Source organism: Burkholderia sp. BCC1998 (assembly GCF_905339875.1).
In the GTDB taxonomy this organism is placed as follows: domain Bacteria; phylum Pseudomonadota; class Gammaproteobacteria; order Burkholderiales; family Burkholderiaceae; genus Burkholderia.
In genome coordinates this window covers 241,392-255,871 of sequence record NZ_CAJPHE010000002.1, presented here as the reverse complement: position 1 = coordinate 255,871, position 14,480 = coordinate 241,392, and the positions used below count along the sequence as shown (strand labels likewise).

10 protein-coding genes are annotated in these 14,480 nt (G+C 65.5%); 3 read left to right on the top strand and 7 right to left on the bottom strand.

Annotation, left to right across the window (positions count from 1 at the left end; genetic code table 11):
* The first annotated feature begins 14 nt into the window (after nucleotides 1–14).
* Both U5A56_RS04410 and U5A56_RS04405 read left to right on the top strand, forming a co-directional pair.
* Complete coding sequence (locus U5A56_RS04410) at nucleotides 15–1,475, top strand: MmgE/PrpD family protein (protein WP_321921042.1); 1,461 nt, start codon at nucleotides 15–17, stop codon at nucleotides 1,473–1,475.
* A 37-nt stretch (nucleotides 1,476–1,512) separates the two neighbouring features.
* Nucleotides 1,513–1,707: a hypothetical protein gene (locus tag U5A56_RS04405; RefSeq protein ID WP_321921041.1), complete on the top strand. Its 195-nt coding sequence runs from the start codon at nucleotides 1,513–1,515 to the stop codon at nucleotides 1,705–1,707.
* Nucleotides 1,708–1,822: 115 nt separating this feature from the next.
* Here U5A56_RS04405 and U5A56_RS04400 read toward each other — a convergent pair whose 3' ends face one another.
* From U5A56_RS04400 to U5A56_RS04370, 7 genes are all read right to left on the bottom strand, one after another.
* Nucleotides 1,823–2,995, bottom strand: a complete 1,173-nt coding sequence (locus U5A56_RS04400; RefSeq protein ID WP_321921040.1) for an alpha-hydroxy-acid oxidizing protein — start codon at nucleotides 2,993–2,995, stop codon at nucleotides 1,823–1,825.
* Nucleotides 2,996–3,088: 93 nt separating this feature from the next.
* Nucleotides 3,089–4,435, bottom strand: coding sequence for an MFS transporter (locus U5A56_RS04395; RefSeq protein ID WP_321921039.1), 1,347 nt, complete (start codon nucleotides 4,433–4,435; stop codon nucleotides 3,089–3,091).
* 263 nt (nucleotides 4,436–4,698) lie between these two features.
* On the bottom strand, nucleotides 4,699–6,150 hold the full coding sequence (locus U5A56_RS04390) for an aldehyde dehydrogenase (protein ID WP_321921038.1): 1,452 nt from the start codon (nucleotides 6,148–6,150) through the stop codon (nucleotides 4,699–4,701).
* Between the two features lie 55 nt (nucleotides 6,151–6,205).
* Complete coding sequence (gene mdlC, locus U5A56_RS04385; RefSeq protein ID WP_321795611.1) at nucleotides 6,206–7,795, bottom strand: benzoylformate decarboxylase; 1,590 nt, start codon at nucleotides 7,793–7,795, stop codon at nucleotides 6,206–6,208.
* 765 nt (nucleotides 7,796–8,560) lie between these two features.
* Nucleotides 8,561–10,477 carry a serine hydrolase domain-containing protein gene (locus tag U5A56_RS04380; RefSeq protein ID WP_321921037.1) on the bottom strand — a complete coding sequence of 639 codons (1,917 nt, stop codon included), beginning with the start codon at nucleotides 10,475–10,477 and terminating at the stop codon, nucleotides 8,561–8,563.
* A gap of 9 nt (nucleotides 10,478–10,486) precedes the next feature.
* Entirely contained in the window at nucleotides 10,487–11,368 is an 882-nt protein-coding gene (locus U5A56_RS04375) for a sterol desaturase family protein (protein WP_321921036.1), read from the bottom strand.
* A 468-nt stretch (nucleotides 11,369–11,836) separates the two neighbouring features.
* Nucleotides 11,837–13,606 (bottom strand): hybrid sensor histidine kinase/response regulator, encoded by a 1,770-nt coding sequence (locus tag U5A56_RS04370; protein WP_321921035.1) that lies wholly within the window; start codon nucleotides 13,604–13,606, stop codon nucleotides 11,837–11,839.
* A gap of 88 nt (nucleotides 13,607–13,694) precedes the next feature.
* Between U5A56_RS04370 and U5A56_RS04365 the strand changes: the two genes are divergently transcribed.
* Nucleotides 13,695–14,405 (top strand): response regulator transcription factor, encoded by a 711-nt coding sequence (locus tag U5A56_RS04365; RefSeq protein ID WP_321921034.1) that lies wholly within the window; start codon nucleotides 13,695–13,697, stop codon nucleotides 14,403–14,405.
* The last annotated feature ends 75 nt before the right edge of the window (nucleotides 14,406–14,480 follow it).

Genomic DNA, 14,480 nt, shown 5'->3' with positions numbered 1-14,480 from the left:
GGAGTCTTCAAACCATGAACCGCCGCCACTTCCTTTCCACGCTGACCGGCGCCGCGCTCGCGCTACCACTTGGCCGTGCCCGCGCCGGCTCGCTGCCGGCGGCCGCCGGCCGCCCCGATCTCGCGCAACAGCTCGCCGACTACGCGGCCGGCCTGCAGTATCGCGACCTCGACGCCGCGACGATCGAGACGATCAAGGCGCATCTGATCGACGCGCTCGGCTGCGCGATCGCCGCGCACGACGAACGCCCGGTGCGGATCGCGCGCGACGCGGCGCTCGCGTCGCCGGGCGGCGTGTCGACGATCATCGGCACGAACCGACGCACGAGCCCCGATCTCGCCGCGTTCGCGACCGGCACCGCGCTGCGCTACTACGATTTCAACGACGCGTACGCCGGCAAGGAAACCGGCCATCCGAGCGACAACATGTCCGCGTGCCTCGCCGTCGCCGAAGCGCAGCATGCGAGCGGCCGCGACCTGATCCTGTCGATCGCGATCGCGTACGAGATCGCGTGCCGTCTGATGGACGCCGCCGCGATCAGCCCGCGCGGCTGGGACCACACGTGCTACAGCCTGCCCGCCGTCGCGCTCGCCGCCGGCAAGCTGATGCGCATGCCCGCGCCGCAACTGGTGCAGGCGGTCAACCTGTCGATCAACAGCCATCTCGCGCTGAACCAGACGCGCGTCCAGCAGTTGTCGAACTGGAAGGCGCTCGCGGATGCGGACGCGGCGCGCAACGCGGTGTTCTCGACGCAACTCGCGCGCGCCGGGCTGACCGGCCCCGCGCCGATCTTCGAAGGCATGGCGGGGTTCTTTCCGCAGGTGTCCGGGCCGTTCGCCGTCGATACGCGCGAATTCGGCGGGCGCGACGGCGCGTTCCGGATCGGCAAGTGCTTCGTGAAGTTCTATCCCGCGCAAGGACTCACCCAAACCGCGATTCCGGCCGCGCTCGACGTCGCCGCGCAGGTCGGCGACCTGCGCCGCATCCGACGCATCGAGATCCACACCACCGCGGTCGGCTACGTGACGGCCGGCCGCGACCGCGAAAAATGGGCGCCGTCGACCCACGAGACCGCCGATCACAGCCTGCCGTACATCGTCGCGCGCGCGATGCTCGACGGTGACATCACGACCGAGAGCTACCGGCACGACGCGCTGCACGATCCGGCGCTGCGCGCGCTGATCGAGCGGGTCACGGTGCAGGAGGACCCGGCGCTGACCGCCCGCTATCCGGCGCAGGCGCCGAACCGGGTGATGGCCGTGTGCGAAGACGGCACGACCTGCGCGAAGCAGGTGGACGAGCTGCCCGGCTCGCCGACGCGGCCGATGCGGCGCGACGACTACGAGGCGAAGTTTACGAAGAACTGCCGGCGGCACTGGAGGCCGATGCAGATCCGCGCGGCGCTCGATTACCTGTGGCGGCTCGACGAGCAGCCCGACGTCGCGACGCTGCCGCCGCTGCTCGTCGTCGGCTGAGCCGCGTGAACGAACCTTAAGCCTCCGCCGCGACGCCATGCCGCTCGAGCGCTTCCGCGACCTCGACGACGCGACCGCGCAGCCACGCGTGCGCGTCCTGCCGAGCCTTTACCTGCAGCAGACGCGCGGCGCGAGCGCGCTGCGTGCCGGCTTCGAGCTGTTTCCGCTGAGATGGAAGCCGACGGAAACCTTCGAGACGGGCACCCTGAAGACACTCGACCGGTACCTGTAGACGTTCGGACAGCATTCGGCATCGGCCGCGGGCAGGGTCAGGCGTGGCCGTGCGGCGACGTCGCGTGCCGGCGTCGTCGCAATGCAGAAACTTAATACGGATTCCGATCGACCCATCAAGGCAACGACAAACCATCAATTGCTATTGTCGTTCGCTTCGAAATGTAGCTGCGATCGAGCTCCCCGACCGAGCGGCAACCGATGAGGGCGAGCGTCCGGTCTGTTTCCCGTTTGATCATCTCGATGACGTCGCTCACGCCGATTTCCCCTCTGGCTGCCAACCCGTACAACGTGGCGCGCCCGAGCATCACGGCATGTGCCCCCAAGGCGATCGCCTTGACGACGTCAGCTCCTGTCCGTATCCCACTGTCGAGAATGACAGTCGTTCCCGAGGTGCGCTCGACAATATCCGGCAGCACATCGGCTGTCGCGGGCAGGTCGGCGAGCTGCCGGCCGCCGTGGTTCGAAACGATCACGCCGTCCGCGCCGAGCTCGACGCACCGCGCGGCATCGTCGGCCGTCACGATGCCCTTGACTAGGAGTTTGCCAGGCCATTCGTCCCGCAAACGGCGCAGGTCGTCCCAACTGAAGCTCGCATCCATCTGTCTGCGAAGAATCGCTGCCTGGGAAGCCGTGTCCGATGCATCGTCCGTAGCGAAATTTCTGAACTCCGGCATGCCGTGCATCAGATAGGACCAAAGCCAACGCGGGTGCGACAGTCCATCGACGGCCGCGCGTGCACTTGCCTTGAACGGCATGGCAAAGCCGTTGCGAAGATCGCGTTGGCGAAAACCGTTGACCGCTACATCGGTGGTGAGGATCAAGGTCGAATAGCGAGCCGCGCGGGCACGATTGACCAGGCTCTTCGCGAGGTTGCGATGAACCACATACAGTTGAAACCACAGTTCTCCGTCGGCTCCTTTTGCCACCTCTTCGATGGACATGTTGGAAGCCGTCGATAGCGCAAAGGGAATACCGGCCTTGGCCGCCGCACGCGCAAGGGCGAGGTCGCCCTTGGGCCAGAATGCGCTATTCAGGCCCGTGGGTGCGATCACCAGCGGTGATGGAATCCGCCGGCCTAAAAGCTCCACCGACTGCTCTCGCATGCTGACATCCGACAGCCGGCGCGGCAACAACTGCAATTTATCGAACGCCGAACGGTTGTGCCTCAGTCCCGATTCATCGTCCGCCGCGCCTTCCAGATAGTCGAACACCATTCGTGGCAGGCGCCGTCTGGCTTCGTCACGATAGTCGCTGACGGAGAAAATGCCGGGAAATCCTGTTGTCATGATTGACGTACTGTCGGAGTAGATCGTGATGCGAAGAACACGAGGCGCGCTGGAGTCCGGATTCGCGCGCCTCTGTCAAGCTGGAGCCTGAGGTCAGGCGCGATTGACGGGCGGAACATGACGACGCACGATCATCAGGCAGATAAAGACCATCGACATCGCCCCACCAAGCATGCCCAGGTACGCGGCCGCTCCCCCCTGCGTGATCACGAATGCCCCGGCGAACGCGCTGAGGATCGCTCCGAGCCGCCCGAATGCAAGCGCGGATGCGGTCCCGGTCGCGCGTATCTCGGTCGGGTAGACGTAGGCGCAAAGGGCATACATCGTCGACTGAACTGCATTCACGAAGAGGCCGTGCAAACCAATTCCGAACACGAGCAACGTCGTGTGGGCAGAGACGTCGATACCGCGCAGGAAAAGCGCGCTCGCGGATGCCATCAGGCAGCACACGAGCAAAGGCCAGCGTGACCCGAACCGGCCGATTGCCACTGCGCAACCCAGGGCGCCGATGACGCCACCCAGGTTGTAGGCGGTCAGGCCCGAACCTGCCACCGAAGGGCTGAGCCCCTCGCCTGCAAGCATCGTCGGCAGCCAGCTGAATGCGCTGTAGACCGCGATCAGGTTCATGAAGAAAGCGATCCAGATTGCAATCGTGTCACGGCCTTGATCGTCCGCGAACAGAGCACGAAAGCCCGGACGCTGTACCGCTTTCTGTTCCTTCTGATCGGCGAACACGGCGTCCGGCTGAATCGAGCGGGACATGCGGGTCAGCAGGAGACGCAGTTCGTTCCAGCGTGCGTCATGGCGGACAAGATAACGGGGCGATTCCGGCATGGCGAGATACAGCAGGAACGCCAGTGCCACGGGAAGCGTGCCGCCGATGAGAAAGAGCCCACGCCAGCCATAGTGAGGAAGCACGACGCTCGCGAACAGTCCCGCAAGCATGCCCCCCAGCGGTACGCACACGATGGTTGCGGTGACTGCGAGCGTCCGCCGGCGAGCCGGCGTAAATTCCGCCGTCATGGTCGTCGCGCTTGGCAGCGCACCACCGATACCCAGTCCCGCGAAGAAGCGCAGGATTGCAATGGTCATGACGTCCGGCGATAGCGCAATCGAACTCGTCGCCAGGCCAAATACCAGCACGCTTCCAATAATGGCCCAGCGCCGACCGAACCTGTCCGCGAAAAGGCCGGCGAACGCGCTACCGATACCCATGCCTACGAGGCCGGCAGCAACGGCGGGCGCAAATGCGTTGCGCGTAATGCCCCATTCCTTGATCAAGCTGGGAATCGCGAACCCGATGAGTTGCCCATCGAAGCCATCCATCACGATCGCGAACGCGGCGAGAAAGACGACCATTCGCTGAAACGCCGAGAACGGTCCGTCATCAAGGGTGCGGCCTATGTCGACGATCGGCAGACCGGGATTACGATCGTTCATTTCGCCCCCCCGACCAGAGCAGTGAAGCCTGAATCGCAGGCCTGGGTAATCCGTTCTCCGACGTGATGGCCCGACTCGAACCGGGTGCGATCGAGCGACCACTCCAAATTGACAATAGGCATTGCAGTCTCCTTAAGCCGATCGCTCGTTGTTCCACGAGCGAAGGCTACTCACCGGTACAGGGTTGTTGTTTTGTTCGCGCCCACGATCCAGCGGCCCGTCTCGTCCGTCGCGAACAAGACGCGGCCCGACCGTGGCAACCATCAGAACGGATAGTGACGAGGCGTCGTTTGCACGGTGATCCAGCGCAAATCGGTAAATTCCGCGATTCCCGCCTTGCCGCCGAAGTGCCCAAAACCACTGGACTTCATCCCGCCAAACGGCATTTGCGCCTCGTCGTGAACCGTCGGCCCATTGACGTGGCAAAGCCCGGACTCGATACGCTTCGCTACCGTCAACGCACGCGCGACGTCACGGCTGAAGACTGCCGCCGACAGACCATATTCGTTGTCGTTCGCGCATGCGATGGCCGCTTCGTCTCCCTCGACGCGGACGATCGCCTTGACTGGCCCGAACGACTCCTCCCGGTAGATACGCATGTCGGCCGTGACGTGATCGAGCAGCGTGGCCGGCATGAGCGTGGTCTCGGATTTTCCTCCGCAGACCAACGTCGCACCTTTCCCCAGCGCGTCGTCGATCAGGTCGTTGCACTTCCTGACGGTCGCCATGTCTACAACGGAGCCGAGTACGGCCGGGCCCTTTCTCGGATCGCCAAGCGGCAGGCTCTTCGCCTTTTCGGCCAGGCGCGCGACGAATTCGTCGGCGATGTTCGCGTCGACGACGATGCGTTCGGTGGACATGCAGATCTGACCGGAATTTGCGAACGCCCCGAATGCCGCGCCTTGAACCGCAGCGTCGATATCGGCATCGTGAAGAACAAGAAACGGAGCCTTTCCGCCGAGCTCAAGTACCGAGGGCTTCAGATACTTCGCGCACTGGGTGGCGATGATGCGGCCGACGCGGGTCGAGCCCGTGAAGTTCACCCGCCTGACCGCGGGCTCGGCAATGAGCGCTTCGACAATGGCGCCGGCATTCGCCGGCGCATTCGTGACGAAGTTCACGACGCCGCGCGGCAGCCCGGCGTCCTGCAACGCCTCGATGATGAGGCCGTGGGTCGCGGGGCAAATTTCCGAACCCTTGAGCACGACGGTATTGCCGCAAGCCAGCGGCAACGCGATGGCACGCACGCCGAGGATGACGGGCGCGTTCCACGGTGCGATCCCGAGCACGACGCCGGCGGCCTGCCGAACCCCGAGCGCGAGATTGCCGGGCACGTCCGACGGAATCACTTCGCCCGAAATCTGCGTGGTCATCGCAGCAGCTTCGCGCAATCCGTCGGCCGCAAGCTTGACGTTGAAATCGGCCCACAGGCGGGACGCGCCCGTTTCGGTCGCCATTGCCAGCGCGAAAACGTCGCCCTTTTCTTCGAGCGCATCTGCGGCTCGATTCAGCAATGCGCGTCGCTCGCCGGGCCCCATCGCCGACCAAGCGGGAAAAGCGGCGGCCGCAGCGTGCACTGCGGCCTGTGCATCGGCGACGGTCGCGGCGGGTGCCGTCGATGCAACCGTGCCATCGAGCGGATTACGGCGCTCGAATGTCGCCCCATCGCGAGCCATCGTGCGCTCGCCGTTGATCAACATCGATACCTGATTCATAGCCGCCTCCTGGAATATGTTTGAAAAGCCAGCCTGTCGAACCACCGACTCGCGGTCAGGCCACGACAATTTCTACAAGGCGCGTTTTGCCCGAAGACAATGCGTCTTCCAGCGCGGACTTCAGCGACGGCGCGTCGCTCACTCGCACCCCTTCGCAACCCATGCTGTTGGCCAGAGAAACGAAATCCAGCCCCGCGAGGTCGGTGCCCTGTACCGGATCCGACGCGGAGAAGCCAAAGACGGGCGCAAATTCCTGCAAGGCGGCGTAGCGGGCGTTATTCAGGATGACAAAGGTGATCGGGAGATCGAGTTGGACCGCGCTATAGATCGCCTGCGGCGAATACATCGTCGAGCCGTCACCGATGAGGCCGATCACGCGGCTGCCGGGTTTGCCCAACGCCACGCCCACCGCGGCGGGCATGCCGTAGCCCAGACCGCCGCTTGCCATCGTGTAAAACGTCTGACTGCGCGTGAACGGCAGATACCGCTGCATGACGGGCCGCGAGCTTGGCGCCTCCTCGACCACGATATCCGCTGCGTCGCGCACCTCGGAGAGCGTCTGCAACGCATACGCGACCGACATGACCGCCGTGGGCTCGGCTCGCTCGACGACCTCGCGAGGCGCCGGCAACGGCCGGCCGCGCGGCGCCGGACGGGCGAGCAGGTCCGCCAGCCCCAGGCGAACGTTCGCCACCACCGACGTGCCGACCGGGGTCCACGCCGCGGTAGCCGGATCGTCGATCAGCTGGTACAACGCCGCGCCATCAGGCACATGCGGCCCACTGCCTTCGACGTGATACGCAAAAGCCGGCGCCCCGACGACGAAGATCAGGTCATGCCCATCCAGAATCCGAACGATTTTTTCGCGCATCGCCGGAAGGAATCCGGCGAAAAGTCGGTGATCTTCAGGGAAGCTGCAGCGTGACGACATCGGCGCGACATAAACCCGCGCGTTGTGGCGCTCGGCGAGCTGGATGGCCTCGCTCCAGGCGTCGGCACGATCGAGTTCCGCGCCGACGACGATGGCCGGCCGTTTGCAGTTGTCCAGCGCGTCACCGATCTCCGCGATCGATGCCGGATCGGGGCGGAACCGGGTGCTGACCCGTGTCGCCTCGACGAGGTCGGCCGGCTGATCCCAGTCGTCGACCGGAATGGAAACGAACACCGGGCCACGCGGCTCCTGCATCGCCACGTGATAAGCACGGGCGAGCGCACGCGGAACATCCGCGGCACGAGCCGGTTCGATGCTCCACTTCACATAAGGCCGCGGCAACTCGGTTGCTTGCGATGCCGACAGAAACGGATCGAACGGCAGAATTGAACGGGCCTGCTGGCCGGCAGTAATGATCAGCGGCGTCCGGTTCCTGAAAGCCGTGAATATGTTGCCCATCGCGTTGCCGACACCGGCCGCCGAATGCAGATTGACCAGAGCGGCATTGCCGGTGGCCTGGGCATATCCATCCGCCATACCGACGACGACGGCTTCCTGCAATCCCAGCACGTACCGGAAGTCCTCCGGGAAGTCGCGGAACATGGGCAGCTCGGTCGAGCCGGGATTGGCAAACACCGACGTCATTCCGAGGCGCCGCATCAAGTCCACGACGGCATCGCGAACGGTCGGCTGCCCACTTGTGTTTCGTTGCATCTCGAGTCCTCTGCGGTTCGCCACTCAGGCTGGCGGTGATTGGATGAGCCGCAGTATGGGATTCGGTGCATTGTTTGAAAATTGCCAAAATTGCTCAAAGTCATTACTTTCTGGCATGGGTCCATCGGGCTGCCGGATGCGTCCATTCCGCCCGGAAGCCTTGCGGGTCAAGGCCGTACGCCGTCATCGCCGGCTCTGCGGCAGCCGCGGTGAGCGGCCATGGCGATCCCGTTCAGGGAAGACACCTAGTACCGGACAACTCGGGATCTTGTTCTCGCGTCCCGACCAATCGTCCGATTGCGCCGCGCGGCCACGCGCGGCGCGCAATGCCGATGAAGAATCGACTCCGAACCGCCCTCTTCCGGCACGCTCGCGATCGCGGGAGCTGTCGCGTTCGCCGCCTGCGCGCAGATTGCGCCGCCCGCGACCGTTCCTCACCCCGACGCACACGCCGACCTGCGCCGCTACGACGATGCATGGTTTGCCGCCGCGCGCCTCGGCCGAACCGCACTGCAGGACGCCATCCTGCAAGGCAACGACGCCGCGGTTGCGGCGCTCGAAAAGGTGGGCGCGACGCCGAATGCCGATGTGACGTTGCGAGCGAGGCCGTGACCGCTCGAGCTTGCCGTCGAGGTTGACTGCCTGTCGATCGTCATGCGGCACAAGGTCACGAAGGCACACGTTCCGGCCTTAACACCGGAGCCGGCTTGCCGGCGCGTCGGTCATGCCGCTGATCGTCGCGCCTCGCGCCCTTCCCGCCGGCTCTCACGCGCGCTGGCACAGCCATCCGGAAGCCGCCATCGTCTCGACATTGCTCACGTTCGTCATGCTGATTTCGAACAGATCGCGGCCGGGCATCACCGGTATCTGCACCGTCATCCCGCAGCGGTCGTCGGCCAGCGGCTTCAACAACTGGTAGTTGAAGTGGGCGCCGCCGCTGGTGCTGTAGGCGAACAGGATATAGCCCGGCAACGCGTCGAGGCTGCCGAGCGACACCCGCAGCTTGCCGCCCGAGAACACCGACTGCGCCGATTCGTTGATCACGTTCCACGACGTGTTCACACGTGCCTGCCAGGCGGCGTCGAGCCGCGGCAGCGCCGGCAGTTGCTGCGCATACGGCGTGACGCGGAACACATAGCCCGAGCCGTCGACGACACGCTTGGTCAGATACCGATTGCTCACCGCGTTGCCCGCGTCGTCCGTGCCCGGCAGGATATCGAACCGGTACGACACGGTATCGCCGTCGCTCCACCACCAGCCGTCGCTGCGATACACGTACGGCGCGCTGTTCGGGCCGGCGTCCATCCACGCCGTGCCGTTCCATTGCGTCAACGCCAGGCTGCCGTCCGCGTTCACGGCGACCTGCATCGGCGCCGATTCGTTGCCGTAGACGCCGCCGACCGCGGAAACGTCCGGCGACGCAGCCGCCGGCGGTGCAGCGACATTCACCTTCGCGGGCGCACCGGCGATGCTGCCGTCTTCCTGCAACGCCTGCAGCAGGATCGCGGGCGCGATGCCGGCCGCGTCATAGCCGGTGCTGCCGGTGATCATCAGCGCCATTTGCGCCGCCGGCAGCACGTAGAAATGGCTTGAAAAGAACTGCGTGCCGCCGCTCTTGTACGCGCCGGCGGCGCCGGCCGCGCGCAGGACCGGATCGTCGACGTCGTCCCAGCCGAGACCATAGGCATACGAGTAACCGAGCCGGGTCGACTTGATCTGCCACCGGTCGGTCTGGTCCGTCAGCATGTCGGCGATTCCGGCCGCCGACGCGATGCGCCGCCCCTGGAACACGCCGTTGCCGATGAACAGTTGCGCGAGGTTCATCATGTCGAGCGGCGTCGTCGACAGGCCGCCGGTGGCGTACGGATTCGCGAATTCCTGCCCGTACTGGATGCCGTTCGCGTACGCCAGCGCGAACTGGCCGCTCGTCGGCACACTGGTCAGGAAGCCGGAATTCGTCATGTTCAGCGGCGCGAGAATGTCGCGCTGAACGAAATCGGCGAAGCTCAGCCCGGTGACGGCCGCGACCACCAGCTCGAAGATCGTGAAGCCGTCGTTGCAGTACACCGCGAACTGGCCCGGCGGATGATTCAGGTGTTCGTTGGCGAGCACCTTTTGCGCGGTTGCCGCATAGCCCGGAATCGGCGCATACGAGAACATGTCGTCGACGTTCTGGCCGGGCAGCCCGGACGAATGCGACAGCAGATGACGCGACGTGATCTGCGCATACTGCGGCGACAGCATGGTGAACGACGGCACGTACCGGACGATCGGCGCGTCGAGGTCGATCAGCCCGCGATCCTGCAGGATCACGCCGGCCAGCGCCGCGATCACTTTGGAGACCGAACCGATGTTGTAGCGCGTCGTCGGCGTGGCGGTGACCGCCGGGTTGATCGACGCATTCCCGAACGCCTGCGCCCACACGACCTGATTGCCCTTGAGCAACGCGACCGAGATGCCCGCGAGGCTCTGCGGATGGGCATCGAGAGCGGCCTGGATCGTTTGCCGCCCCGCCGCGATGGTCGCGTCGTAGGTCGACCGCTGAATCGTGTCCGCGCCGCCGCACCCGGGCAGCATCGCGGACAACAACCCCGCGCCCGCGTATTCGAGGAATTGCCGGCGGCCGGCGCTGGATGGCGCCGCATCGTGGCGCCGGTCGTGTGGATCGCGTGTGTGAGCCATATCGCCTTCTCAGGAAACCTGCTGTGCGGCACGCCGCGCGTCGCGCGTCGTCAGGGAACTGCCGTCGGGACTCCAGCCGGGCGGCCGGATCAGATACTGGATCGCGGTGTGCAGGCTGTCGGCTTTCGCGAGGTCGCGCGCGATATTGCGCCACTCGTAGAACGCGATCCTGAACGGATTGTCGGTGCCGATGCTCGACGTCAGCCCGTAGTGCGGCGTGAATCGCTCGGGCGTGTACGAGCGGAACAGCCGATCCCAGATCATCGTGGTGCCGGCGTAGTTGGTATCCAGATAGTCGAAATCGCTGCCGTGATGGACGCGATGCTGCGACGGCGTGTTCAGCACCGCCTCGAACCAGCGCGGCATCTTGCCGATCGCTTCGGTGTGGATCCAGAACTGGTAGATCAGGCTCACCGACTGCATGAACAGGATCATCTTCGGATGGAACCCGACCCACGGCATCCACGCCCAGAACAGGAACGATCCGGTGATCGTGCCCGTCCACGTCTGGCGCAGCGATACCGACAGGTTGTATTGTTCCGACGAATGGTGGACCGAATGCGACGCCCAGAACCAGCGCACCTCGTGACTCAGGCGGTGGAACCAGTAGTAGCTGAAATCGTCCGCGAAGAAGCACAGCACCCACGCCCACCAGACGTTCGTCGGGATCGTGAAGAGCCGGTGCGCGTACACCCAGCTCAGCACCGCGAGCACCAGCCCGCCGGTCAGCACGCTGGCGACGAATGCGCCGGCAGCGAGCGCGAGGTTCGCCAGCGTGTCGCGGGTCCGGTACAGCGACCGGCCGAGCACCGCCGCGAGTACGATTTCCACGGCGATCAGCACCGCGAAGGCCGGGAACGCGGCCACCATGATATTGGGCAGATTGTCCATCACCATTGCGCTCCAGACAGGCGGGCGGCGAGGCCGCGCCATGGCCGTTCAAGGATTCGACCGCGAGAGGCCGGTCGGCTCGTGCGCAAGGCGAGCGCGATTCAGGGTGCAGGCACGGCACCCTGTCGCGATGCTTTCAGAAAGGACGGCACCCGGAACAGGATCGGCCACACTGCGACCGATCTGTTCCGCGGCGTCGGGCCGTGCCGGCGCCGTGCCGATTCGATCGGACGTGCGGCCCGAACCGTGGGTTGGTCTCCCCGGCTGTCCTGCCTTCTTCGCTACCCCGCGCGACTGTTTTTTACGATTGCCAGCAGGTGCGAAGGTACTGCACCCGTTTCGTTTGGGAAATACCGCAGATGCAGTAGTGCCGTCGCCGCTGCGCCGGCCGCGCCGGCTGCCGTCGCGAACGCGTCGCATTCGCGTGCGGGTGCCGAGCGGGCGCGGTGCGACGACATCGCAGCGCCGTCACGCCGACGCGTCGATCAAGGTCTGCATTTCCTGCGGGTCGAGCGGCTTGTGCATCACGCTGAAGCCGCTCGACGAAGCGGCATGGATGCCCTCGGGCGACGTATCGCCGGTAATGATGATGGCCGGAATCTCGCGTTCGATGACGCGGAACACCCGGTGGACGACATCGGCGCCGGTCACGTGCCCCGCCAGCCTGAAGTCCGTCACGATCATGTCCAGTTCGGCGCGCCGCGGCGCGGCAAGCTCGATCGCACGCTCCAGCGATGGCGCGGCGATCACGGTGTGCCCCCAGGTCTGAAGCAGCGTCTGCATGCCGGCCAGCACGTCGCGATCGTCGTCGACGACGAGGATGGTCTTGCGCGCCTGTCCGCGCCCTGTGTCCGCACGCTCGCCCGGCGGGTGCGCGCCGGTGGCGCGCGACGGAGCATGGTCGGCCATGGCCAGCCGCAGCGAGAACAGCGAGCCGCGGCCCGCGGTCGAACGCACCTGCACGCTCGCATTGATCAGCGCCGCCGTGCGCTGCACGATGGCGAGCCCGAGGCCCAGCCCCTGCTCGCGGTCCCGCGCCGCGTTGCCGATCTGGTAGAACTCCCGAAAGATATGCGGCAGTTGATCGCCCGCGATGCCGATGCCGGTATCGAAGACCTGGATCTCGACGTCGGTGCCGCGACGCCGGCAGGCCAGCAGGATGCCGCCGCGCTGCGTATAGCGCACGGCATTCGACAGCAGGTTCGACAGGATCGTGTGCAGCAGCACCGCATCGGTTTCCAGCCAGATCGCGGTCGGCCGGATCCTGAGCGTCACCCCCTTGGCCAGCGCGGCCTGACGAAACTGGCTGTCCAGCGCGTCGAGCGCCTGCTGCAGCGCGAAGCGGCGCGGCTCGACATCGATCACGCCCGCGTCGAGCCGGGAAATGTCCAGCAACACGTTCAGCAATTGCGACATGCCTTTCAACGCGGTGCGGAGCCGTTCGGCGATGTCGTCGAGAGCGGTTCCGTCGACGCTCGGCGCGCGCGCCATCGCCCGCAGCGTCGCGATGTAGAGGCCGAGCGCATGCGTCGGCTGACGCAGGTCATGGCTGGCGGCGGCCAGGAATTGCGATTTGCTTCGATTGGCGAGTTCGGCCCGCTCCTTCTCCTGCGTCAGTTGCCGGATCAGGTCGACGTTCTCGAAGCGCAGCGACACGGCATCGCGCACGGTACGCTGCAGCGTCCGGCTGAAGGCGAGATTGACCGCGAGCAGGAACAGCGACAGGAAGCCCAGCACCGAAAACAGCGCGCTGCCGTACGCGAACGAGCGGATCGCGAACGGCAGCACCGTCGGCAACGCATAAGCCACGTAGGTCGGCCACCACGACGAGAGCGACGCCACCGAGCCGCCGGTCATGCCGGCCAGCACGATGCAGATTAGCGCGGTCACGATCGTGTTGTCCGGCGAAAAGAACAGCACGCCCATGGCGCCCCACAGGCAGCCGGACACGCCCGCGAACACCATGTATTTCCGCGCGCGGCGCGTGGCCGTCCCGGCAGGATGTTCGCCCGCGCGGCGATCCCGCCAGACCATGACGGTACGGATCGCGGTCAGCACGCAGATCGCCGCGGCCCACGCGAGCAGCGCATGCCGCGACACCTCGTGCCACAACAGAAAGGTAGTCAGGCTGACGACGGCGATGTTGCCGAACAGGATCGGCGGAGACTGTCGGTACAGCGTATTGACCAGTTCCAGCTGCACGTCGGCACGGTATTCTTGCGCTATCCTGTTTGCCATTTCAAAATCGCGTAGCGGGTCCGGCGTTGAACGGGGCGGGCGTCGATCTCGCCCGCCGCGTGACACGTCGCAACGGGGTTGCATCGTATTGTCGCAAAGGAACGAGCTTCCGGGTGCCCCGGGAGAAGGCGAAAGAAAAATGAAAAAAATCGTGCTTGCCGAAGATCACGCCATCATTCGCGACGGGCTGAAGTTGCTGCTGAAGACGCGAGCGAACTGGACCGTCGTGGGGGAGACCGGCGACGGCCGGATGGTCGGTCGGCTGGTGTGCGATACGCAGGCCGATTTGCTGCTGCTCGATCTCGATCTACCCGGCTTCCCCGGCATCGAACTGGCGAAGCAAGTCAAGACGCAATCGCCGCAGACCAGGATCCTGGTCGTCACGGGCAATCAGAACCCGGCCACGGTCCGGGCGGCCGTGGCGATCGGCGTCGACGGCTACATGCTCAAGCACGAAGACGGCGACGAGCTGCTGCGTGCCGTCGCGCTGGTGCTGTCGGGCATCCGCTACGTCAGCGATTCGCTCGCCCATGTCCTCGAGCACACCGGCGCCGCCGCCGTGCCGCCGGTGACGGCCCGGGAGAAGGAAATCCTCGTGCTGATCGCCAACGGGCACTCGAGCAAGGACATCGCCATCAGGCTGAATCTCAGCGTGCTCACGGTACGCAAGCATCGACAGAACCTGATGTCGAAACTGGCGCTGCACAACGTCGCCGAAGTGATCGCGTATGCGCTGCGCGACGGCCTGACCGTGCTGCCGCGGTCCGACGATGTCGGCGCGGAGGCAATGCTGCGCTGACGCACGGGCCGGCGACGACGACGCATGCATGCGCGTCGTGGCGCGGCCGCCCGTCGGTCGTCGTCACGCGCGACG